This is a genomic window from Pseudomonas sp. IAC-BECa141 (assembly GCF_020544405.1).
Taxonomy (GTDB): domain Bacteria; phylum Pseudomonadota; class Gammaproteobacteria; order Pseudomonadales; family Pseudomonadaceae; genus Aquipseudomonas.
Genome location: NZ_CP065410.1, coordinates 3,653,841 through 3,674,570, shown reverse-complemented (window position 1 = coordinate 3,674,570; position 20,730 = coordinate 3,653,841). Strand labels below are relative to the sequence as shown.

The 20,730-nt window shown below is 61.6% G+C and carries 20 protein-coding genes; 6 read left to right on the top strand and 14 right to left on the bottom strand.

From position 1 onward, the window contains the following. Window positions 1-24: 24 nt before the first annotated feature. From I5961_RS16645 to I5961_RS16630, 4 genes are all read right to left on the bottom strand, one after another. Window positions 25-354 carry a hypothetical protein gene (locus I5961_RS16645; protein ID WP_085698207.1) on the bottom strand — a complete coding sequence of 110 codons (330 nt, stop codon included), beginning with the start codon at window positions 352-354 and terminating at the stop codon, window positions 25-27. Window positions 355-529: 175 nt separating this feature from the next. Beyond that, on the bottom strand, window positions 530-820 hold the full coding sequence (locus I5961_RS16640) for a hypothetical protein (protein WP_181457876.1): 291 nt from the start codon (window positions 818-820) through the stop codon (window positions 530-532). 45 nt (window positions 821-865) lie between these two features. Then, window positions 866-1,369 (bottom strand): GNAT family N-acetyltransferase, encoded by a 504-nt coding sequence (locus I5961_RS16635; protein WP_227232871.1) that lies wholly within the window; start codon window positions 1,367-1,369, stop codon window positions 866-868. A gap of 47 nt (window positions 1,370-1,416) precedes the next feature. Beyond that, on the bottom strand, window positions 1,417-3,360 hold the full coding sequence (locus tag I5961_RS16630; protein WP_227232870.1) for a DNA topoisomerase III: 1,944 nt from the start codon (window positions 3,358-3,360) through the stop codon (window positions 1,417-1,419). Window positions 3,361-3,639: 279 nt separating this feature from the next. Between I5961_RS16630 and I5961_RS16625 the strand changes: the two genes are divergently transcribed. Both I5961_RS16625 and I5961_RS16620 read left to right on the top strand, forming a co-directional pair. Next, window positions 3,640-5,046: a serralysin family metalloprotease gene (locus I5961_RS16625; RefSeq protein WP_085703654.1), complete on the top strand. Its 1,407-nt coding sequence runs from the start codon at window positions 3,640-3,642 to the stop codon at window positions 5,044-5,046. 137 nt (window positions 5,047-5,183) lie between these two features. After that, window positions 5,184-5,552: a DUF427 domain-containing protein gene (locus I5961_RS16620; protein WP_085602857.1), complete on the top strand. Its 369-nt coding sequence runs from the start codon at window positions 5,184-5,186 to the stop codon at window positions 5,550-5,552. A 49-nt stretch (window positions 5,553-5,601) separates the two neighbouring features. On the opposite strand, the gene I5961_RS16615 is transcribed toward I5961_RS16620, so the two are convergent. Together I5961_RS16615 and I5961_RS16610 are read right to left on the bottom strand one after the other, a co-directional pair. Then, window positions 5,602-7,224, bottom strand: a complete 1,623-nt coding sequence (locus tag I5961_RS16615) for an MFS transporter (RefSeq protein ID WP_085698211.1) — start codon at window positions 7,222-7,224, stop codon at window positions 5,602-5,604. 130 nt (window positions 7,225-7,354) lie between these two features. Further along, entirely contained in the window at window positions 7,355-9,034 is a 1,680-nt protein-coding gene (locus I5961_RS16610) for a GMC family oxidoreductase (protein ID WP_227232869.1), read from the bottom strand. A 133-nt stretch (window positions 9,035-9,167) separates the two neighbouring features. Between I5961_RS16610 and I5961_RS16605 the strand changes: the two genes are divergently transcribed. Both I5961_RS16605 and I5961_RS16600 read left to right on the top strand, forming a co-directional pair. Then, complete coding sequence (locus tag I5961_RS16605) at window positions 9,168-10,055, top strand: LysR family transcriptional regulator (RefSeq protein ID WP_085698212.1); 888 nt, start codon at window positions 9,168-9,170, stop codon at window positions 10,053-10,055. A gap of 98 nt (window positions 10,056-10,153) precedes the next feature. Further along, the gene (locus I5961_RS16600) at window positions 10,154-11,416 is read left to right on the top strand and encodes an MFS transporter (RefSeq protein WP_227232868.1); all 1,263 of its coding nucleotides are present in this window, start codon (window positions 10,154-10,156) and stop codon (window positions 11,414-11,416) included. A 21-nt stretch (window positions 11,417-11,437) separates the two neighbouring features. On the opposite strand, the gene I5961_RS16595 is transcribed toward I5961_RS16600, so the two are convergent. The 7 genes from I5961_RS16595 to I5961_RS16565 are packed head-to-tail and all read right to left on the bottom strand — an operon-like array spanning window position 11,438 to window position 17,732. After that, a complete protein-coding gene (locus tag I5961_RS16595) occupies window positions 11,438-12,805 on the bottom strand; it encodes an ATP-binding protein (protein WP_227232867.1) in 1,368 nt (455 codons plus the stop codon). Continuing rightward, window positions 12,802-13,464 (bottom strand): response regulator, encoded by a 663-nt coding sequence (locus I5961_RS16590; RefSeq protein WP_085687674.1) that lies wholly within the window; start codon window positions 13,462-13,464, stop codon window positions 12,802-12,804. The genes I5961_RS16595 and I5961_RS16590 overlap by 4 nt, the downstream gene beginning before the upstream one ends. Before the next feature lie 11 nt (window positions 13,465-13,475). Further along, on the bottom strand, window positions 13,476-14,120 hold the full coding sequence (locus tag I5961_RS16585; RefSeq protein WP_085698215.1) for a tetratricopeptide repeat protein: 645 nt from the start codon (window positions 14,118-14,120) through the stop codon (window positions 13,476-13,478). After that, entirely contained in the window at window positions 14,117-14,926 is an 810-nt protein-coding gene (locus I5961_RS16580; protein WP_085698216.1) for an SDR family oxidoreductase, read from the bottom strand. The genes I5961_RS16585 and I5961_RS16580 overlap by 4 nt, the downstream gene beginning before the upstream one ends. Beyond that, the gene (locus tag I5961_RS16575; RefSeq protein ID WP_085698217.1) at window positions 14,913-15,587 is read right to left on the bottom strand and encodes a TenA family transcriptional regulator; all 675 of its coding nucleotides are present in this window, start codon (window positions 15,585-15,587) and stop codon (window positions 14,913-14,915) included. The genes I5961_RS16580 and I5961_RS16575 overlap by 14 nt, the downstream gene beginning before the upstream one ends. After that, entirely contained in the window at window positions 15,584-17,065 is a 1,482-nt protein-coding gene (locus tag I5961_RS16570) for an AMP-binding protein (RefSeq protein ID WP_227232866.1), read from the bottom strand. The genes I5961_RS16575 and I5961_RS16570 overlap by 4 nt, the downstream gene beginning before the upstream one ends. After that, window positions 17,055-17,732: a thermostable hemolysin gene (locus I5961_RS16565; RefSeq protein WP_085703647.1), complete on the bottom strand. Its 678-nt coding sequence runs from the start codon at window positions 17,730-17,732 to the stop codon at window positions 17,055-17,057. The genes I5961_RS16570 and I5961_RS16565 overlap by 11 nt, the downstream gene beginning before the upstream one ends. 207 nt (window positions 17,733-17,939) lie before the next feature. Here I5961_RS16565 and I5961_RS16560 point away from each other — a divergent pair, with 207 nt between their 5' ends. Continuing rightward, the gene (locus tag I5961_RS16560; protein WP_085698220.1) at window positions 17,940-18,491 is read left to right on the top strand and encodes a cytochrome b; all 552 of its coding nucleotides are present in this window, start codon (window positions 17,940-17,942) and stop codon (window positions 18,489-18,491) included. 13 nt (window positions 18,492-18,504) lie between these two features. Here I5961_RS16560 and I5961_RS16555 read toward each other — a convergent pair whose 3' ends face one another. Continuing rightward, the gene (locus I5961_RS16555; protein WP_085687688.1) at window positions 18,505-19,431 is read right to left on the bottom strand and encodes a universal stress protein; all 927 of its coding nucleotides are present in this window, start codon (window positions 19,429-19,431) and stop codon (window positions 18,505-18,507) included. Window positions 19,432-19,650: 219 nt separating this feature from the next. Between I5961_RS16555 and I5961_RS16550 the strand changes: the two genes are divergently transcribed. Then, window positions 19,651-20,724, top strand: a complete 1,074-nt coding sequence (locus tag I5961_RS16550; RefSeq protein ID WP_085698221.1) for an NAD(P)-dependent alcohol dehydrogenase — start codon at window positions 19,651-19,653, stop codon at window positions 20,722-20,724. The last annotated feature ends 6 nt before the right edge of the window (window positions 20,725-20,730 follow it).

Sequence of the window (20,730 nt, the reverse complement as noted above, 5' to 3'; positions counted from 1 at the left end):
CCTTTTGTTTATTGAAGTTTTAACTTAGCAGAACCGATCAATCACCCTAACTTCGTTCTTGTTCTGCATTGATTCCCACGCCTGTTTCAGCGTCTGCAGAACATTACCGATGAAGTCCTTGTCGGCCGCGGCTTTCTTGCCGACATAGCCATGGCCGCGGCGGTACATCTTCAGGCGGGCCAGCAGGTTCTGGTTGTTCCGGTCGAACTCTTCTTCACCAGCATGGGGCGACAGGCAGTCAATATGGACCTGACCCGACTTGCTGATCCACAGAATATGGCTGTCGTGGCTGTCTTTTTGCGCAGCGAACATACGAGCCAGTTCTTCGATAGTAGGTTGATTGTTCAGATTCATGTTATTGCCCCTTGACCAGTTTGGTGATCTTTCAAAGTTGATTCGCTAATACAGGTAGCCCATCGGTTAGTTGATCCCTGGCACCGAAACCAGGACGTCAGCGGTCGCCCGTGTGAAGTACGGGGTCATGCGTCTGTTGCATGTAGTCGTGTTGAATAACTGCTACGCAATAGCGTCACAACGAGGAGAAGCAGCGAAAACCGGGAGGCTCCTTGACGACGTTTTCAGGGTCGACCACAAGCGTCTTGAGAATTTTCGCCAGCGCTTCTCGTCCTTGTACTGGACGTTCAGGCCAGGTCAGCTTCTTCAATCTGCCTTGTGGGCAGCGTGTATCCGGAAAAAACAGCTCGGCGGTCAGACGAGCTTGCTCAAGCGTGTTGCCAGTGCTCCCGATCGGGGAGACGTCTGCATCATGCAAAAGCCAAACGACGCCGTCAACGGTTTTGTAGTGATTATTTTTGCTCACTACATATTGTCGGACAAAGTCATTCTGGAATGAAAAAAGCGCCTTTCAGGCAGCGGGAGAAGGGCTGCGCAGGCAGTAGAGCGTGCAGGGATAGCCGTCTACGGTTTTCGTCTGGCGGGTAAAGTCGCCGCTACTCAGCTCGGGGATGAGCCGGGCCCAGAACCGCTGTGCAGGCCGGTTGGCGTCGACATGGAAAATCTGCCATCGACCGGGCAAGTGGCTCAAGAGGGCAGAGGCGACAAACTGCGCGACGCCTTGGCCACGCCAGCGCCGGCTGACGAAGAAGTAGCCGATGTTGTAGTCGGCGCCTTCGATGAGGATGTGGTCATCCACGGTCACGAACCCCGCCAGTTCGCCGTCCACATGGATCAAGAACGGCCGGGTCGCCGGCTGGCGCCAGTAATCGCCTTTCAACTGGATCGGAAAGAAACCATGGTCGCCGAGCTTCAGCGGCAGCCACTCGCTGAAGTCGTAGGTGTAGAACTGCATCAGGTTTTCGAGGGTGTCCAGTTCGTCGCGCCGGGCGGCGCGCAGTTCGATGACCGACATACCACTGCCTCCTGACCATCACTGCAGAAACAGTAGCGCGCAGCGGGCTATCTGGCTGCCGGTTTCGCCGAGCGTTTGCTGGTTCCGGTGGTTTTGCGTCGGGTGGTCTTGCGTTTGTTTTTCCACGGCGCAGCGGCCTTGCCGGCAGGCGGCAGGCCGCTGATGGTCAGGCTCAGCCCGGCACAACGGGTCACTTGCTTGCTCATCCACGCTGCCTGTTTGGTGACGAATTCTTCCAGACTCATCTCGCCACTCTGCACCATGTCCAGCGCCTGTTCCCAGATCGCGGTGGTGCCGGGATCGGCAATTGCGCGCGGCACCGCGTCGATCAGGCTGAACGCGGCGGGTGTGGCGGACAGCGCTTTGCCGTTTTTCACCAGATAACCGCGATCCAGCAACCCTTGAATGATCGAGGCGCGGGTCGCTTCGGTGCCGATGCCGGTGGTGTCCTTGAGTTTTTGCTTGAGCAGCGGATCTTCCACCAGTTTGGCGACGTTTTTCATCGCCTTGATCAGATCGCCTTCGGTGTAGGGCTTGGGCGGCTGCGTCCACAGGTCCTTGAGCTTGACGTCCGCCACGGCGCACTCGGCACCCTGAGTCAGGGGCGGCAAAGTCTGTGGCGCGGGGGCTTCACGGCCCTTGGCCGGGGCCAGCGCTTCGGGTAAAGCGCGCTTCCAGCCTGGCTCGATGATCTGCTTGCCGACCGCGCGCAAGGCTTCCCCGGCGCATTCGAAATCGGCCTGAGTGCGGTCGTATTCGTGATTGGGCAGGAACTGCGCCAGATACCGCGCGCGAATCAAGGTGTAGACCGCACGGTGCTTGCCGGTCAGGCGCTCGAGATTTTTCGCGGCAGCGGTCGGGATGATGCCGTGGTGGGCGCTGACCTTGGCGTCGTTCCAGGCGCGGGAGCGGCGCTGCGGCTCCAGATGCTCGCGCAAGGCTTCCAGACTCGGATCGGCCTGGCGCAGCGCCGCAAGAATCCCCGGCGCCTCGCCGTGCTGGCTGACGGGCAGGTAACCGCAATCGCTGCGTGGGTAGGTGATGACTTTGTAGGTTTCGTAGAGGGCCTGGGCGATGTCGAGGGTTTCCTGGGCGCCGAGGCCGAGCTTCTTCGAGCAGACCTCCTGCAAGGTACCCAGATCGAAAGGCAGGGGCGCCACTTCGCGCATGCGCTCGGTGCGCAGCTTAACCACCCGGGCGCTGGCAGCGTTGCTGATTGCAGCGGCCGCTTGCTGGGCGAGGGCCTGATTGAGGCAGCGATCCTGATCGTCGCAGGCCTCATTCGGTGCACGCCATTGCGCCATGAACGGCGTGCCGTGGTGCAGCAGTTGTACGTCGATGGCCCAGTACGCGACCGGCACGAAATCGGCGATGCTGCGGTCGCGATCCACCACCAGTCGCAAGGTCGGCGTCTGCACCCGGCCTACAGGCAACACGCCTTGATAGCCGGATTGCCGGCCGAGCAGGGTGAACAGGCGGCTCATGTTCATCCCGATCAACCAGTCCGCCCGCGAGCGACCCAGCGCCGAGTGATACAGGCTGAAGGTTTCAGCGCCCGGTTTGAGCGCTGCCAACGCCTTGCGAATCGAGGCTTCGTCCAGCGCCGACAGCCACAAGCGGCGGATCGGCCCGCGATAGCGGCAATGCTCCACCAGTTCCCGGGCGATCATTTCGCCCTCACGGTCGGCGTCGGTGGCGATGATCAGTTCGCTGGCTTCGCCGAGCAGGCGCTTGACCGCCTTGTACTGGCTGGCGGTACGCGGCTTGACGGTCATCTTCCACTTGTCGGGGATGATCGGCAGGTCCGCCAGGACCCAGCGCTTGTATTTGGCGTCGTAGGCGTCCGGTGGCGCGGTCTCCAGCAGGTGCCCGATGCACCAGGTCACCGTGACGTCCGTTCCCAGCCAGCAGCCATCGCCGCGACGCTTTGCGCCGAGCACGGCCGCAATATCCTTGGCCTGGGAAGGTTTTTCACAGAGGTACAGCCGCATAACCACCGTCGTCGCTCATTGCCCGAAGAGGCACACAGGATGGCCTGACTCGTGCGTTCGGGCAACTTTTATCTGTATGGATATACAGATAAAAGGATTGCCGGTCATGACAGCGCGCGTCGGGGCAATCCGGGACGCTATCGAGAAATTGAATGGCGCTCATGCCCGGCACTGTGTCAGGTTCGAATCGCCTTAAAAGGGCGAGTGACAGGACGATCTCGCCAGAAGATCGCCGCTTTTCTGTCTGACACTGACTCTTCAGAAACAAGGACGTACACCATGTCTCAACCTTACTCCCAGGCCAGCAGCGCCTTCACTGCGGTCGACACTTTCAGCCACCTGTATGACCGGGGCACGGGCACCGTCAACGGCAAACCGTCGTTCACCGCCGATCAGGCCGCCGCCGAGATCCTGCGCAAAGGCATGTCGTGGCAGGACAAGAATGCCGACGGCAAGATTGATCTGACCTACACGTTCCTGACCGACAAACCGTCGAACTACAACCCGAAACTCGGCAACTTCAGCGAGTTCAGCGCTCAGCAGAAGGCCCAGGCCGTGCTGGCGATGCAATCGTGGTCGGACGTGGCCAACGTGACCTTCACCGAAGGCAAGGGCGGCGACGGTCACATGAGCTTCGGCAACTACGACGTCAGCACCGGCGGCGCGGCGTTCGCCTACCTGCCGCAGGGCAGCAGCTATGACGGCCAGTCGTGGTACCTGATCAACGATCAATACCAGGTCAACAAGACCCCGGACACCAACAACTACGGGCGTCAGACCCTGACCCACGAAATCGGCCACACCCTCGGCCTGTCGCACCCCGGCGCGTACAACGCCGGTAACGGCAACCCGACCTACGGCGACGCCAAATACGCCGAAGACACCCGTGGCTACAGCCTGATGAGCTACTGGAGCGAAGCCAACACCGACCAGAACTTCAGCAAGGACGGCAGCGGCGCCTACGCCTCGGCACCGCTGATGGACGATATCGTCGCCGTGCAGAAACTCTACGGTGCGAACCTCGAAACCCGTGCCGGTGACACTGTTTACGGCTTCAACTCCAACGCTGATCGCGACTTCTACAGCGCGACTTCCAACGCCTCCAAACTGGTGTTCTCGGTGTGGGACGGCGGCGGTAACGACACCCTGGATTTCTCCGGCTTCAGCCAGCACCAGAAGATCAACCTCAACGAAGGGTCGTTCTCCGACGTTGGCGGCCTGGTGGGCAACGTGTCCATCGCCTATGGCGTGACCGTGGAAAATGCCATTGGCGGTTCCGGTAATGACTTGTTGATCGGCAACAGCGCGGCCAACGAACTGATCGGCGGTGCCGGCAATGACATCATCTACGGCGGTGGCGGCGGTGATACGCTGTGGGGCGGGGAAGGCGTGGACACCTTCGTGTTCGGCGCAGCCAGTGATTCGACCATGACCGCGCCGGACTGGATCATGGATTTCACCAGCGGCCTGGACAAGATCGACCTGTCGGGCATCGCCGGGTTCGCCACCGGCGCAGCCACGCTGAACTTCGTCAGCGGCTTCACCGGGCACGCGGGCGATGCGATCCTCACCTACTTCGGACAGACCAACCAGACCAGCCTGATGATCGACCTCACGGGCCAGGGTTCGGTGGACTTCGCCGTGGGTGTGGTGGGGCAAGCCGTGGCGACCGATATCGTCGCCTGATCTGAAAACGGAAAACCGCAGCCCTCACCGGCTGCGGTTTTTTGTGAGCGAAAAAACCGTTCGGCTGCGAGCCCGACAGGATCGCGCTGCATGGGTTATACCTGAACCGGTCTCTCAGCCGTTGTCAGGAGCACCCGATGAAAACCTCCGGTCCCAGTCCCGTCATCACCATTGCCGAGCAGCCAGGCTGCCTCCTTGTGAAATTCCACGGCATCCAGGTCGCCGCGTCGGCCCGCGCGCTGGTGCTGCTCGAAGCCAATTACCCGCCGGTCTACTACATCCCGCGTGAAGACATCGACGAAAAATACTTCGCCCGCACCGACCACACCACCTACTGCCCGTACAAGGGCGATGCCAACTATTTCAGTCTGCAAGTGCCCGGGCATGAGGGGGCGAACGCGGTGTGGACTTACGAACATCCGAAGATTTCGGTCAGCCAGATCAAGGACTACGTGGCGTTTTATCCCGATCAGGTGAAGTTTGAATTGCTGGAGGCGGAGGTCTGAAAATCCGCAGGGTGGCGAGGGCATTGCGCCCCCGCCACCCGTCTATCAATCAGTTCTTGTCCAGATCGATATTCTTCGTCTCACGCAGACAGATCATCCCCACCACCAGGCTCACCCCGGTAATCAGCACCGGGTACCACAGCCCATAGAAGATATCCCCGGTGTACACCACCAGCGCGAACGATACGGTCGGCAGGAATCCGCCGAACCAGCCGTTGCCGATGTGATACGGCAGGGACATCGAGGTGTAGCGGATGCGGGTCGGGAACAGTTCGACCATCAGCGCCGCGAGCGGGCCGTAGCACATGGCGGAGATAATGATCAGGCCGACGATCAGGGCCACGATCATCGGTTTGTTGATCTGCTGCATGTCAGCCTGTTGCGGGTAGCCGGCGAGGGTGATGGCGCCGCGCAGTGCCGCCTCGTCAAAACCGTCGAGTTTCACATCGCCGACGCTCACTTGCACCGTGCTGCCCGCCGGGGCGGCGACGCTGGAGTAGGGCAGGCCCTGCTTGACCAGGAAGGTCTTGACCTTGTCGCACGGGCTGTCGAATTTGGCCTTGCCCACCGGATCGAACTGGAAGGTGCAGGTGGCCGGGTCGGCCACTACGGTGATCGGCGCCTGTTGGCTGGCGCGGTCGATGGCCGGATTGGCGTAGTGAGCCAGGGATTTGAAGATCGGGAAGTACAGCGCCGTGGCCAGCAGCAGGCCGAGCATCAGCACCGGTTTGCGCCCGACCTTGTCCGACAGCCAGCCGAAAATGATGAAGAACGGCGCGCCGATCACCACGCTGATGATCAGCAGGCTGTTGGCCACCGCCGGGTCCATTTTCAGGAACTGGGTGAGGAAGAACAGCACGTAGAACTGCGCGGCATAGAAGGTCACTGCTTGCCCCGCGTTGATGCTGAACAGGGCGATCAGCACCACCTTGAGGTTTTCCCATTTGCCGAAGGATTCGCGGATCGGCGCCTTGCTGGCCTTGCCTTGCTCTTTCATTTTCAGATAGGCCGGCGACTCGTGCAGGCTCAGGCGAATCCAGGTGGAAATGCCCAGCAGCACGATCGACAGCAGGAACGGGATACGCCAGCCCCAGACTTCGAACTGATCGCCAGTGAAGTAGCGGCAACCGAGCACCACCAGCAGCGACAGCAGCAAGCCGAGAGTTGCGGTGGACTGAATCCAGCTGGTGTGGAAACCGCGCTTGCCGATCGGCGCGTGCTCTGCCACGTAAGTCGCAGCGCCGCCGTATTCGCCGCCGAGGGCCAGGCCCTGCAGCATGCGCAGCACCACCAGAATGATCGGCGCGGCGATGCCGATGCTGGCGTAAGTCGGTAGCAGGCCCACCGCGAACGTCGCCACACCCATCAGAATGATCGTCGCGAGGAAGGTGTATTTGCGCCCGATCATGTCCCCCAACCGACCGAACACCAGTGCCCCGAACGGCCGCACGATGAAGCCTGCGGCGAACGCCATCAGCGCGAAGATGAACGCGGTGGTGTCGTTGACCCCGGCGAAGAACTGCTTGCTGATGACCGCCGCCAGAGCGCCGTAGAGAAAGAAGTCATACCACTCGAACACCGTCCCCAGGGACGAGGCGAAGATGACCTTTCGGGTATCGGGGCTGGCGTCCGTGCTGCGCACGGCGTCCAGAGGCTGAACGTGTTCTGACATATCGGTATCCCTCACAGTGATTGTTTTTGTTGTTTCCACTGGTGTTGCGTGTCCGGGTGATGCGCGATGTCCGTGAATCTGATGCGGGTCATTTGTGGAAGGGAGCTTGCTCCCGAGGGCGGTGTGCCATTCAACTCACTGCTGAATGATCCGCCGCTTTCGCGGGCAAGTCGAATCGTCGCACCGCCGCTCCCACAGGTGTTGCTTGTGAAGCGTTGAGAATCAGCTGTGCCGCTTTTTCAGCAATCATCAGCGTAGGCGAACAGGTGTTGCCCGAGGTAATGCGCGGCATGATCGACGCATCGGCAATTCGCAGCCCCGGCACGCCATGCACGCGCAACTGCGCATCGACCACCGCGTCCGCGTCGTTGCCCATGCGGCAAGTGCCGACCGGATGGAAAATCGTCGTGCCGATCTTCGCAGCGGCTTCGTGCAATTGCTCTTCGGTTTGCAGGCTGGCACCGGGCAGGTATTCCACCGGGTTGAAGGCTTGCAGGGCCGGGGCGCTGACGATGCGCCGGGTCAGGCGAATCGCGTCGGCGGCCACGCGCAGGTCTTCGGGATGGCTGAGGTAATTGGGCTGGATCAGCGGCGCGGTTTGCGGATCGGCGGAGCGGATCTCGACCCGGCCCCGGCTCTGCGGGCGCAAATCACACACGGATGCGGTGAACGCGGGAAAGCTGTGCAGCGGCTCGCCAAAACGCTCCAGCGACAGCGGCTGCACGTGGTATTCGAGGTTGGCCGAGGTCTGTTCCGGACCGGATCGGGCAAACGCGCCCAGTTGACTCGGCGCCATCGACAACGGCCCGCTGCGGTCATACAGATAGCGCAGGCCCATGCCCATCTTGCCCCACACGCTGCCAGCTATCTGGTTGAGGGTGCGAGCGTTTTCCAGTTTGTAGATCAGCCGCAGTTGCAGGTGATCCTGCAGATTGCCGCCGACGCCCGGCAGTTCATGTACGACGCCGATGCCGAGCTTTTCCAGCAGCGGACGCGGCCCGATCCCGGAGCGTTGCAGAATGCTCGGCGAGCCCACGGAACCAGCGCACAACACAATCTCCTTGCGCGCCTTGAAACTCTTTTGTTGACCCTGCCAGCGAGCACTGACTTTCGAGGCGCGGCCGTTTTCGAACAGAACGCGATCCACTTCGACTTCGGTCAGCACCGTGAGATTGGCTCGATCGCGAATCGGCTTCAGAAACGCCTTCGCCGCATTCCAGCGCACCCCGGCCTTCTGGTTGACCTGAAAGTAGCCGCAACCCTCGTTGTCGCCCTGGTTGAAGTCATCGATGCTGGCGATGCCGCTTTGCTCGGCAGCGCTGCGAAAGGCGTCGAGAATCGGCCACGACAGGCGCTGGCGTTCGACTCGCCACTCACCCTTGTCGCCATGAAAGTCCGCCGCGCCGGCAAAGTGGTTTTCGCTCTGTTTGAACAGCGGCAGCACATCGTTCCAGGCCCAGCCCGGATTGCCCTCGGCAGCCCACCCGTCGTAGTCGTTGGCCTGGCCACGCATGTAGATCATGCCGTTGATCGACGAACAGCCGCCCAGCACCTTGCCGCGCGGATAACTCAGCGCACGGCCGTTGAGGCCCGGTTGTTCTTCGGTCTTGAAGCACCAGTCGGTGCGCGGGTTGCCGATGCAGAACAGGTAACCCACGGGGATGTGAATCCACGGATAGTTGTCGCGCCCGCCAGCCTCCAGCAACAGCACGCGCTGCTGCGGATCCGCCGACAGACGATTGGCCAGCAAACACCCGGCCGGCCCGGCGCCGACCACGATGTAATCGAATTCATCGAGGGAAGTCTGCATTCCCTGACCTCGCTTTTTGTTTTTGTTGTCGGTCATCCTAGTTGTTAGCTTTCGTCAAAAGAATGTTAGTTTTTGCGCAGCCGCTGTGCGTTTTCAAACAGCGCTCCCTGACGATAGCCGACAAGGACAAGCCATGTTCGACTGGAACGACCTGCGGTTCTTTCTCGAGTTGCAGCGCAGCGGCCGTTTGCTGACTGCCGCCCGCCGCCTGAACACCACGCACGCCACCGTCGCCCGGCATATCGAGGCCATCGAAAAAAGCCTCGGCACCGCGCTGTTCGTCCAGCATGCCCAAGGCTACGAAATGACCCCGGCGGGGGAGGCGCTGCTCAAACATGCCGAAGCCATGGAAAACGTCGCGCTGCTGGCCCAGGAGGAGATCACCCAGTCCACGGCGCCGCTGGGCAAGATCCGCGTCGGTGTAACCGAAGGCTTGGGCATTGTGTTTCTGGCCAGTCGCATGATCGGGTTGTTTGATCGCTATCCGGGGCTGGAAGTGGAACTGGTGGCGGTGCCGCGCTTCGTCAGCATCCTCAACCGCGAGGCGGAAATCAGCATTCACCTGGAACGGCCGGCGGCAGACATGCTGGTCACCCGCAAACTCACCGATTACCGACTCGCGCTCTATGCCAGCCGCGCCTATCTCGACAACGCGCCGCCGCTGCGCAGTCGAGAGGATCTTGGACGGCACGCGTGGATCGGCTATGTCGATGATCTGCTGTTCAGTCAGGAGCTGATGTTCCTCAACAGCTTCTGCCGCAATCCACGGGTGGTGTTTCACAGCACCAGCGTGATTGCCCAGCAGCAGGCGGCACGCTCGGGATTGGGAATTGCGGTGCTTCCTTGCTACATGGCCGCGTCGGATCCGGATCTGGTGGCGCTGTTGCCGGATGAGAGCATCGAGCGCAGTTACTGGATCAGTACCCGGCGCGAGTTGCACAAGTCAGTGCGGTTGCGGGTGGTTTGGGATTATGTGGTGGAGTTGTGCGAAGGCGAGCGCGAGTTGTTGATGGGGCAGTAGCGACCGCTGTTTCATGCAACTAAAACGCTTGGCAAAAGGTCATTCGGTTTGCGGAGGTTGAGTCATTTCGCAGAACCTCGACAACGAAGACGACACCCGTGGCCACTCATCTCGATCGCCGTAATAACCTGTCCCTCGACAGCCTGAATTTTTTCCTCGCCGATGTGCGTGACGGCCTCGGTCCCTATCTGGCGATTTACCTGCTGGCGGTCCACCACTGGGAGCCGGCAAGCATTGGTCTGGTCATGACCATTGCCGGGATCGCCGCGCTCATCACCCAGACCCCGGCAGGCGCGCTGGTCGACAGCACACGCTTCAAACGGGCGCTGATCGCGATTGCCGCGCTGGTGGTCACCGGTAGCTGTCTGCTGCTGCCGTTCGTGACGTCGTTCAGTCTGGTGGCGCTGACGCAGGCGATCAGCGCCGCTGCCGCTTCGATCTTCGCGCCGGCGATTTGTGCGATCACCCTCGGGATCACGGGGCCTCGAGCGTTTACGCGAAGGACCGGGCGCAACGAAACCTTCAACCATGCCGGCAACGCCTGCGCCGCGTTGTTGGCCGGTTTGTCCGCTTACCTGTTCGGTCCGGTCGCGGTGTTTTATCTGATGGCGGTCATGGCGCTGGCCAGTGTGATTGCCGTTTCGTTCGTTTCGGCAGACGCCATTGATCACGACCTCGCCCGAGGTCTTTCGCCAAGCGAAACGGGGCAGGGCAAGCAGCCTTCGGGTTTTTCCGTACTGCTCACCAACCGACCGTTGTTGATGTTCGCGATTTGCTGTGCGCTGTTTCATCTGGCGAACGCGGCGATGCTGCCGCTGGTGAGTCAGAAACTGGCACAGGCCAACCTGCAGCTGGCCACGCCGCTCACGTCCGCCTGCATCGTCGCGGCGCAACTGGTGATGGTACCGATCGCGCTGCTGGTGGGGGCGAAAGCCGATTTGTGGGGACGCAAGCCGTTGCTGCTGGCGGGCTTCCTTATCCTGCCGTTGCGTGGCGTGTTGTACGTGCTGTCGAACGATCCGTGGTGGCTGGTTTCGGTGCAGTTGCTCGATGGCATTGGCGCCGGGATTTTCGGGGCGCTGTTTCCGGTGGTGGTGAAAGACCTGACGCTGGGCACCGGGCATTTCAATGTCAGCTTGGGGGCGATTTCGACGGTGTTTGGTCTGGGCGCGGCGTTGAGTAACAGCCTGGCGGGGATTGTGGTTCAGGAGGCGGGATACAGCGCTGCGTTCCTGACGTTGGCGGGCGTCGCGATGGCGGCGCTGGGGCTGCTTTGGGTGGCGGTGCCGGAAACGGTGTCGCGCTCCAATGCCGACTCAATGGCACTGCAAAGCAAGGCGCCGCCGATGACAGCGCCATGATTCAACGGCCGCGAGGCCTGATCAACCGGCGGGAATCGACAACGTCGCCCGCAGGCCGCCCTCGACCCGGTTTTCCAGTGTGATCCGCCCACCCAGACGGGTCGCGATGGTATGGACGATGGTCAGTCCCAGCCCCGCACCCTGGGGGTTGCCCCGACTGTAGAATCGTTCGAACAGTCGCGACCGGTCCGCTTCATCGATTCCAGGCCCCTGATCTTCAACGCTCAAATGGTAGAAGCCGTCCGCGCGGGTCAATTGCACGCTGATCACGCCTTGCTCCGGCGAAAAGTTGGCGGCGTTGGTGATGAGGTTGTTCAGGGCAATGTCGATGGTGGCGGCATCGGCATGTGCGGGAAAAGGTTGGTCGCTGACATCAAAAGCCAGTTCCAGATGCTTGCTCAGCAGCCACGGCGTGAGCTGCACCAGACTGTTGCGCACGGTATCGCCAAGGTCGATGCGTTGTTTGACAGGGGCGCCGGCCTTGGGCTCGAGACGGGCCATGGTCAGCAACTGATTGACCAGTCGGCTGGTGCGATCGACCCCGGCGATCAGAAATTCGAGTGATTCGCGGCGTTCCTGCTCGGTACCGGCCTCCAGCAGGTTCTGCGCATGCACCCGCAGCACCGCCAGCGGCGTGCGCATTTCGTGGGCGGCGTCGGCGATGAACCGGCGTTCACGCCCCAGCACTTCCTGAATCTGCGCGAGCATGCGGTTGAGCGCGGCCTGCATCGGTTCCAGCTCGCTCGGCAGGGGTGTCAATTGCAGGGGGTCGAGGGAGCCGCTGTGCCGGGCGCGCAGGGTCGCCGCCATGTTCGCCAATGGCTTGAGACCCCAGCCGATGGCCAGCCAGATCATCGCCGCAAGGATCAGACTGCCGATCACGTTCGGCCACAGGGTATGACGAACGATCCGGTCAACCAGATCAGCCCGCACGTCACCACGCTCACCTACCCAGATGCGCAAACCGTTCTGATTGTCTTGCAGAACAAACGCCCGCCAGTGGCGCTTGTTCAAATCCACCACATCGCTGAAGCCAGGCTGCGTCGGCGGCGTGCTGAACGAGGGCGCGCTGGCGGTATGCACCAGGACCTCACCCCTGGCATTCCAGACCTGAAAGGCGAGTTTTCTTTCGTAGGGATGGCCGTCACCCTTGGGCACTGCTTCGGCCAATGCCGAGTTGAACGCCCGATAAAGATCCGCGTGTTCCTGCCCCGGCAACGGCATGCGCATCACGCCTTGCAGCAGGCGTGCGTTCTGCGCCAGTTGAGCGTCGTAGACCTCGGCGATCTCGTGGTTGCTGTCGTGCAGGTTGAACAGGCTGAGGACGGTCAGACCGGCGAGCATCAGGCCGATGATCAGGGTCAGGGTGCGGCGCCGGATCGAGGTCATCGACGCTCCTCCACCAGATAACCCACACCGCGGATGGTGCGAATCAGGTCGGTGGAGAATTTCTTGCGCAGGTGATGAATGTGCACTTCAAGGGTGTTGCTTTCGGCTTCTTCGTTCCAGCCGTAGAGCAGTTGTGTCAGGTGATCGCGGGTCATGACCCGGCCCGGCGGCGACAGCAGTTCGTGCAGCAGTTGATACTCCTTGGGCGTGAGCACCACCGGCTGGCCCAGATAACTGACTTGCTGGGTGCCGGGGTTGAGGCTGATGCCGGCGTGCTCGATCAGCATCTGCGCGCGTCCGGCGCTGCGTCGCAGCAGCGCGCGCAGACGGGCCTTGAGCTCGGCCAGGTCGAAGGGTTTGATCAGGTAATCGTCGGCGCCGGCGTCCAGCCCCGCGATGCGGTCTTCGGTGGCATCGCGGGCGGTGAGGATCAACACCGGCAGGTTCGAACCGCTGGCGCGCAGACGACGCAGGACTTCGAGCCCGTCCATGCGCGGCAGGCCGAGATCGAGCACCGCCAGATCAAAGGTTTCGCTGAGCAGGGCGTGCAGGGCGCTGCTGCCGTCCTTGAGCCAGTCGACGGTGTAGCCCTCGCGCCCCAGCGCCTGATGAATGCCCTCGCCGAGAGCCACGTCATCCTCGATCAGTAATAAACGCACACGGACTCCTGTCAGTCGAGTTTCTTGTTTATGTCCACCAGCAACGCGGCGATCTCTTTGCGGCGCCCGGCGTCTGCACTTTCCCGGCCCGGGCGCGGAGCGGCCTGCTGGGCCTTGAGCAGTGCTGCCTTGGCTTCAGCGTAGCGTTTTTGACGGTAAAGGTGATCGCCCCAGAAGTACAGACTGTCGATCCCCTCGGGGTTGAGTTGCAGGGCCTGTTTGAGCAGTTGTTCGGCCTTGTCGCTGTCGCCGAAACCGATTGGCCAACCCGGCACCCGGTCGTACAGCGCGGCGAGGCTGGTGTAGGCCGAACCTTGCAGCGCTTTGGGGTCAAGGGTCAGGGATTTTTCCAGATCAGCCTTGGCGTCCTTCGCTTTACCCAAAGCCCCCAGTCCGCCCTCGGCACCGGCCCAACTGCTGGTGACGATGCCTTTCCAGATCCAGGCCTCGGCGACGGCCGGACGTTCGGTGGCGAAATGCGTTGCCTGGACGGCCAATTGTTCAAACGCGGCGGCCCGTTGTTTTTCCGGTGTTTCGTATTGGATGTGCGCCCAGCTCTGCTGGATGCCGTTGAGGCGTTGCTGATCGGCGGCGTCCAGTGCCCAGACACTTTGACTGAGGGCGCCCAACAACACACAGGCGAGAAGTTTTTTCATGGTTTTGGCGTCTCGTTCTCGGGTTTTTCACTCAGGCGACGGATCAACGGCAATTGCTTGCGCAAGCCGCGATCCACCAGATTGGGCAGCAGGCTGTTGAGGCGTACGAAAAAGCGCTCGGGCCAGCCCAGATAGAGGTCACGGCGATCACCGGCGATCGCATGGATCACGGCATTCGCGACGGCTTGCGGGTCGTCGACGCTGGATTTCAGTGCGTCGTTCAAGGCTTGGGCGGCGGGGCTGTTCATGGCGGTGCGCGTGGCGCGGGGCGCCACGTACAACACACCGACCCGGGTATCCGCCAACTCCCGGCGCAAGGCTTCGGAAAATCCGCGCAAGGCAAACTTGGACGCGCAATAGCTGGCGTAACCGGGATAACCGATCGAACCGTAGGTCGAGCCGACGTTGACCACCATGGCACTGTCGGCCTGTTTGAGCAGCGGCAGCAGCAGTTTGGTCAGGCAGATCGGCGCACTGATGTTCACCGCCAGCATGGCGTTGATGTCGCTGTCGTCGAGCTGTTCCAGCATGGCGAAGTGGTTGATCCCGGCCGCGTTGATCAGCAGGTTGATGCCGCCGATGTCCTCGGCGGCGGCCAGCACGTTGCGGCGGTCGCTGAGGACCGTCAGGTCGGCGGCAACCCAGCACAGGTTTTGCGGGTAGCGTTCGAGCAACGGGCGCAACGATTCCTGGTGACGCGCCACGGCCAGAACCTTGGCTCCGGCGCTGCACAGGGCTTGGGTGATGGCCAGCCCGATGCCGCCACTGGCACCGGTGAGCACCACGCGGGCTTCATGCAGCTGCATGTTGAGCCTCCGCGTCGCGGGGCAGGCCACGGAACATGTCGGTGTAGAGCCGATAGACGACTTTCGAGGCATGGATCACCGCCGCCTGGTCGGCCGGGTCTTGCAGCTGATTCATCAGGTGCCGATAGGTTTGCATGTGCTCGATGTCGAGCGAGCCGTGGGAACTGAGATAACTGAACGCCGTTTCCGGCAGCGCCAGACGCTCGCGGATGCTGCCCGCCGCATGGGTGGCCAGGGCGATGCTGGTGCCCTCAAGCACATTGACCATGCCGAACAGACCCACCGGGTTGCCTCGGGCGATCAGGTCGTAAAGAAAGCTGACCATCAGCTCGATCGGCAGCGACGGCTGGCCGTCACGCACCGCGTTCCGGTCACCGCCACAGGCCTCGATGTCGTTGAGCACCCATTGCTCATGGCCGTATTCATCCTCGATGTATTCGCAAACGGCTTTGCGCAACCATTCCAGGTGCGTCGGCAGGCGCGCGCCGCAGGCCATCATCAACGGTACGGTGTGACGAACGTGGTAGTAGGCCTGGGCGAGAAACGCGCGATAGCTTTCAAGGCTGACCTTGCCTTGCAGCGCATCAAGGATGATCGGCAGGTTGAACAGCTCGTGGCGTTCCTGCTGTGTGGCTTCTTGCAGGGTGTCGAAAAAACTCATGGTGCGTTTTCCTCGCAAAGGACGGATTCGGTGAGCACGGTGCGGTATTGCGCGACGATGGCATCGCGGCGCGGACGACCGTTGGCGGTGAGCAGGCCGTTGGCGGCGGTAAAAGGTTGTTGCAGACGTGTCCAGTGATGCACCTGGGCGTAATCAGGCAAGGCCTCGTTGGCAGCGGCGACGGCAGCCGCCAACTGTGCATCGGTGCAGTCCGGACGGTGCGGCCAGAGCAGGGCATGGTTGTGTGGCATGGCCTCGCCATACACAAAGGCCTGGGCAATGTGCTGGCGCTGGGTCAGTTCGGACTCGACCCATTCCGGGTTGACGTTGCGTCCGAAGCTGGTGACGAACTGATGCTTCTTGCGGCCCTTGAGGTAGAGGAAACCTTCCGGGTCGAACTCGCCCAGATCGCCGCTGGGCCACCACTCATCACTGAACGCCGGTTCGCCAAGGTAGCCGAGCAGGGTCGAGCCTTTGATCAACACCTCTCCGTCCTCGGCCAGGCGCACGTCGACGTGGGGCAGAGGCTGCCCGACACTGCCCGGACGCCGCGCACCGGGCCGGTTGAGACAGACCACCGAAGCGCACTCGGACAGGCCATAACCTTCGTAGACCGGCAACCCGACTCGTTGCGCACGGTGGAGCAGGTCTTCGGAAACCCGTGCGCCACCGACGGCGGCAAAACGCAGCGATTGCGGATCGAAGGCTTTCTGTTCGGCGGCGCTGACCAGCAACAACAGCAATTGCGGCACCAGAATCAGGCTCTCGGGTGCCCGGCTGGCCAAACATCCAAGCAAGCGCGGCAGGTCGACGCCGCTGGCGCCCTGGATGCCCAGGGTTTTCTGGCTCGGCACGCTCAGGGCCGCACCGGCGTACAGCGCCGCGTAACAGCCGAGGTTTTCCAGCAGGATCGCCAGTGGCAGCAACGCCACGTGATGTTGGGGAGATGTCGCTTTGCTTGCCTCTTCCAGTTCCCGAGCGACCCGCAGCAGACTGTCGGCGCTCAGGCACACGCCTTTCGGTGTGCCGGTGGTGCCGGAGGTGAACGTCAGTTTGGCGGTGCCGGCGGGCAAGCGGTCGGGCCCTTCAAAGGCGCGGCACCAGAATTCACCGCGTTTTTCATAACCGGCGGCGAGCAATTCAGGTTCCAGCTCCGGTTCGGCGATCACCCGCTCGGCCTGGCTTTGTTCCAGGCAATGGGCGCGTTGTGCCGGACTGAAGAACGGCGGCAGGGTCACGCAGGCCAGTCCTTCAAACAACGCCGCCAGATCCCAGAGTATGGCTTCGACGCCGTTGTCCAGTGCCAGGGCAATAACCTTCACGTTTTCATCGCGCAAGCGTTGCTGGCGGTACATCACTTCGGCGTAGAGCGTCGTGTAGCTGATTTTCAGCGTGTCGCCCCACAATGCCAGAGCGTTGTCATTGCGCCCTGCATGGCTGCGCAGGGTTTCCTGGAATCGTTGCCGTTCAAGCGACATGGCAGGCTCCTTCGATAGACGTCGGCAATCCCAGCCGGCTGAACAGGCCGATATTGCGCAGATGGATGAAGCCGGCGCGGATATTGCCGACATGCACCCAGGGTTTGCTTTCGTAGTAACTGCCCCAGTGGTGACGGTCATCGCCCAGGCGTTCCGGGTCGGCGGCGCACAGGGTCACCGGTTTCAGCCCCAGGCGATGGAAGCTGTTGACCAGTCCGATATTGCCGGTGAAGGTCACCCATTCCAGGCCGCCCATGGCCAGCACGTAAGTGATGGCAATAATGCTCAGGCGTGCGCTGCCAGTGTCGCTGGCGGCAAGGTTGCCGACTTCGACAATCCCGCTGCGCTCCACCGGACGGTCGGCGGCTGCGCTGATCAACGGCTCGATCGGCTCGTCCAGGTAGCGTTCAAGAAACAACGGTTCAAGGTGCGCACGACGTACCCCGGCCACCGCGCACAAGTCGCCGGAGTCGTTGTGCACACCAAACAGTTCAGGCATGAAATGGCGGATATCGGCGCCGTGGGCCTTGCGAAAGCGTTGTTGAATGAACGCTTCGAACGCCGTCCGGTGAGCGTCGCCCGGCTGGGCGCTAGACAGTTGCATCTGCGGTGTTTCGCTGTGGCCAAAACGCAGGGGCAAGGGAATGTTCCAGTCAGAATCGGGCATGGGCTGAACGCCTCCCTCAATAGGTTTGAGTGGAGTATCCGGGCCATTTCTTAACGAAGTCTGAAGGTGAAAAAAAGTTAACGAACGACCGATCTTCAGATTGTCTTAAGACTGTCAGGGCAGGGTGACGCCGTCGGCTCGCCCGGCAAAAACCGATCGAGACGGCCGAACGAATCGGCCGTCGCTCAAAACAATCACGAGGCACCTATGACCCGCGACATGCCCGCAAACCGTTATGGAAAACTGTCGATCACCTTGCACTGGCTGATGCTGGCGCTGTTCGTCGGCGTATATGCCTGCGTTGAAATCAAGGGGTTCATGCCCCGAGGCAGCGAAGCGCGGGGCCTGTTAATGGGCCTGCACGGGGTGTTCGGCGCGAGCATCTTTGTTCTGGTGTGGGTACGCCTGCTCGGGCGCCTGACGCCGCGTCCGCCAATCACCCCGAAACCTCCCGCCTGGCAGACCGCAATCGCGCACTTGATGCACCTGGCCCTGTACGGGCTGATGATCGCCACGCCGGTGTTGGCCTGGCTGATGCTGGCAACCGGTGACAAACCTTTCCCGTATTTCGGCTTTCATCTGCCGTCGCCGCTGGCGGTGGATACCGACCTGGCCAAGCAACTCAAGCACTGGCATGAGCTGATCGGCAATGCCGGTTACTGGTTGATCGGTCTGCATGCGGCCGCCGGACTGTTCCACCACTACTGGGTGGGTGACGACACCCTTGACCGCATGCTGGGAGGACGCACTCGCTCCTGAGGCGCAAGCCTGCTCAGTCGGCCAGATGTTCGGGCGCTACGACCCAAACGCTGCACGGAATCTTGTACAGCAGGTGTTCGACCGTACTGCCGACCAGCCGATCTACGCCGTGATGGCCGACACGTCCCATGACGATCATGTCGATGTCATATCCGCTTGCGTAACTGCAGAGCACCTTGGCCGGGTTACCCATGACCATGTGCTGACGCTCGTCTGGAATGCCGTTGCGCTCGGCGAGTTCGCGAAACGCAGCGGCCTGCGCATCGAACAGCGATTTGGCGGCGCTGGAGGAGAAGAATGCCGAGGCATTGTCGAAGCCGAATTCATTGGCGCTGATCGAAGACAGATCATGGGCATACAGCACGTCGAGTTCGGCATTGCACAGGCTGGCCAGTCTGGCAGCCTCGCGCAGGATCCGGTCGTTGAAACCGGCGTATTGCCCGTCACGGTGGAACGGATCTACGGCGGCCAGGATCTTGCGCGGCAGGGCATGCCCGACATGGCTGACGAAATGCAGCGGCACCGGGCATTCGCGCAGCAAGTGAATATCCAGCGGGGTGAACATCAAACGTGAAAGGAACGATTCTGGCTCCAGCGCCTTGATCAGCGCCGCCATGGGCTGTTCCCGGAGGTGAATGAGGATTTCCTGTAACGGCCGTTCCACCCATACCACTTCCGTGGTGACGGTGACCCCGAGCTTGCGCATCGAGTGCGCCCGCTCTTCGAGCCACTGACGATGACGCTCGATATAGCCGATCCGCATCTGCTCCAGTGCTTGCTCGTTGACCATGCTGGCGGTCGCCAGACCTTCGAGGTAATCGAAAGCCACGATGTGCAGGGCCGCGCCCGCCGCTTTGGCCAGTGCCGCCGCACGCTCGAAAGCCGGGTTGTTTTCCATCAGGGGTGGGGCGACCAGCATGTAACGCGATTGCTCTGACATGACGACTCTCCTTTGGCAGGACGCTTTGAACCGATGCTCACAGGCTGCGCCGTGCCTGAGTTGGGCGTTTGATCTTTGTCAAACAATGGGTGGCCGGCAGAACACGACAGACGGATGGTCAATCGTCGTGTATGTCGTCGATTGTTGATCATTATCAAGTGCCGCTCAGGGAGAGCGGCGCAGGCTGGGCCAAGAGTCGGATCGCTCAGGAGAATGCTCATGGCCACCATGAAAGCCGCCATTTTTGTCGAAAACAATCGCATCGTGCTGGATGAAAAACCGATCCCCGAGGTCGGCCCGCTGGACGCTCTGGTCCGAATAACCACCACGACCATTTGCGGTACGGATGTACATATCCTGCGGGGCGAGTACCCGGTGGCGAAAGGGCTGACGGTCGGTCACGAGCCAGTGGGCATCATTGAGCGTCTGGGTTCGCAGGTGCGCGGATTCGCAGAAGGGCAGCGCGTGATTGCCGGCGCCATCACCCCCAGCGGTCAAAGTTATGCGTGCCTGTGTGGTTGTGGTTCTCAGGACGGGCCGGACACTCGCCATGGTTTCCGGGCCATCGGCGGGTGGAAATTCGGCAATACCATCGATGGCTGCCAGGCCGAGTACGTACTGGTGCCCGATGCCTTGGCCAATCTTTGCCCGATTCCCGATGGCCTCAGTGATGAGCAGGTACTCATGTGTCCGGACATCATGTCCACCGGTTTCTCCGGTGCCGAACGGGGTGAGGTGAGTATCGGCGACACCGTCGCGGTGTTTGCCCTGGGGCCCATCGGCCTGTGTGCGGTGGCCGGTGCCCGGCTCAAGGGCGCCAGCACGATCATCGGTGTCGATGCCGTGGCCGAGCGCATGACGGTGGCGCATCGTCTGGGAGCAACCCATGTCGTCAATTTCCGGGAGGGCGATGTGGTCGAGCAGATCATGGCCCTGACCGACGGGCGCGGCGTCGATGTCGCGATCGAGGCACTGGGCACGCAAGGCACCTTTGAATCGGCGTTGCGCGTGCTGCGTCCGGGCGGTCGATTGTCGAGCCTGGGCGTTTACTCGAGCAATCTGCACATACCGCTCGACGCCTTTGCCGCAGGGTTGGGCGATTACAGCATCGTTACCACCCTGTGCCCCGGCGGAAAAGAACGTATGCGGCGTTTAATGGCAGTTGTGCAGAGCGGCAGGGTTGACCTGTCACCGCTGGTGACTCACCGATTCAAACTGGATGACATCGAAGCGGCCTATGACTTGTTTGCGCACCAGCGTGACGGGGTGATGAAAGTGGCGATTACACCGTGAAGGTGA

Bases quoted from the DNA above. Each gene is read 5' to 3' on its own strand.
- I5961_RS16645 (WP_085698207.1), bottom strand. From the start codon at position 354: ATGAATCTGAACAATCAACCTACTATCGAAGAACTGGCTCGTATGTTC.
- I5961_RS16635 (WP_227232871.1), bottom strand. From the start codon at position 1,369: ATGTCGGTCATCGAACTGCGCGCCGCCCGGCGCGACGAACTGGACACC.
- I5961_RS16630 (WP_227232870.1), bottom strand. From the start codon at position 3,360: ATGCGGCTGTACCTCTGTGAAAAACCTTCCCAGGCCAAGGATATTGCG.
- I5961_RS16625 (WP_085703654.1), top strand. From the start codon at position 3,640: ATGTCTCAACCTTACTCCCAGGCCAGCAGCGCCTTCACTGCGGTCGAC.
- I5961_RS16620 (WP_085602857.1), top strand. From the start codon at position 5,184: ATGAAAACCTCCGGTCCCAGTCCCGTCATCACCATTGCCGAGCAGCCA.
- I5961_RS16615 (WP_085698211.1), bottom strand. From the start codon at position 7,224: ATGTCAGAACACGTTCAGCCTCTGGACGCCGTGCGCAGCACGGACGCC.
- I5961_RS16610 (WP_227232869.1), bottom strand. From the start codon at position 9,034: ATGCAGACTTCCCTCGATGAATTCGATTACATCGTGGTCGGCGCCGGG.
- I5961_RS16605 (WP_085698212.1), top strand. From the start codon at position 9,168: ATGTTCGACTGGAACGACCTGCGGTTCTTTCTCGAGTTGCAGCGCAGC.
- I5961_RS16595 (WP_227232867.1), bottom strand. From the start codon at position 12,805: ATGACCTCGATCCGGCGCCGCACCCTGACCCTGATCATCGGCCTGATG.
- I5961_RS16585 (WP_085698215.1), bottom strand. From the start codon at position 14,120: ATGAAAAAACTTCTCGCCTGTGTGTTGTTGGGCGCCCTCAGTCAAAGT.
- I5961_RS16580 (WP_085698216.1), bottom strand. From the start codon at position 14,926: ATGCAGCTGCATGAAGCCCGCGTGGTGCTCACCGGTGCCAGTGGCGGC.
- I5961_RS16575 (WP_085698217.1), bottom strand. From the start codon at position 15,587: ATGAGTTTTTTCGACACCCTGCAAGAAGCCACACAGCAGGAACGCCAC.
- I5961_RS16570 (WP_227232866.1), bottom strand. From the start codon at position 17,065: ATGTCGCTTGAACGGCAACGATTCCAGGAAACCCTGCGCAGCCATGCA.
- I5961_RS16565 (WP_085703647.1), bottom strand. From the start codon at position 17,732: ATGCCCGATTCTGACTGGAACATTCCCTTGCCCCTGCGTTTTGGCCAC.
- I5961_RS16560 (WP_085698220.1), top strand. From the start codon at position 17,940: ATGACCCGCGACATGCCCGCAAACCGTTATGGAAAACTGTCGATCACC.
- I5961_RS16555 (WP_085687688.1), bottom strand. From the start codon at position 19,431: ATGTCAGAGCAATCGCGTTACATGCTGGTCGCCCCACCCCTGATGGAA.
- I5961_RS16550 (WP_085698221.1), top strand. From the start codon at position 19,651: ATGGCCACCATGAAAGCCGCCATTTTTGTCGAAAACAATCGCATCGTG.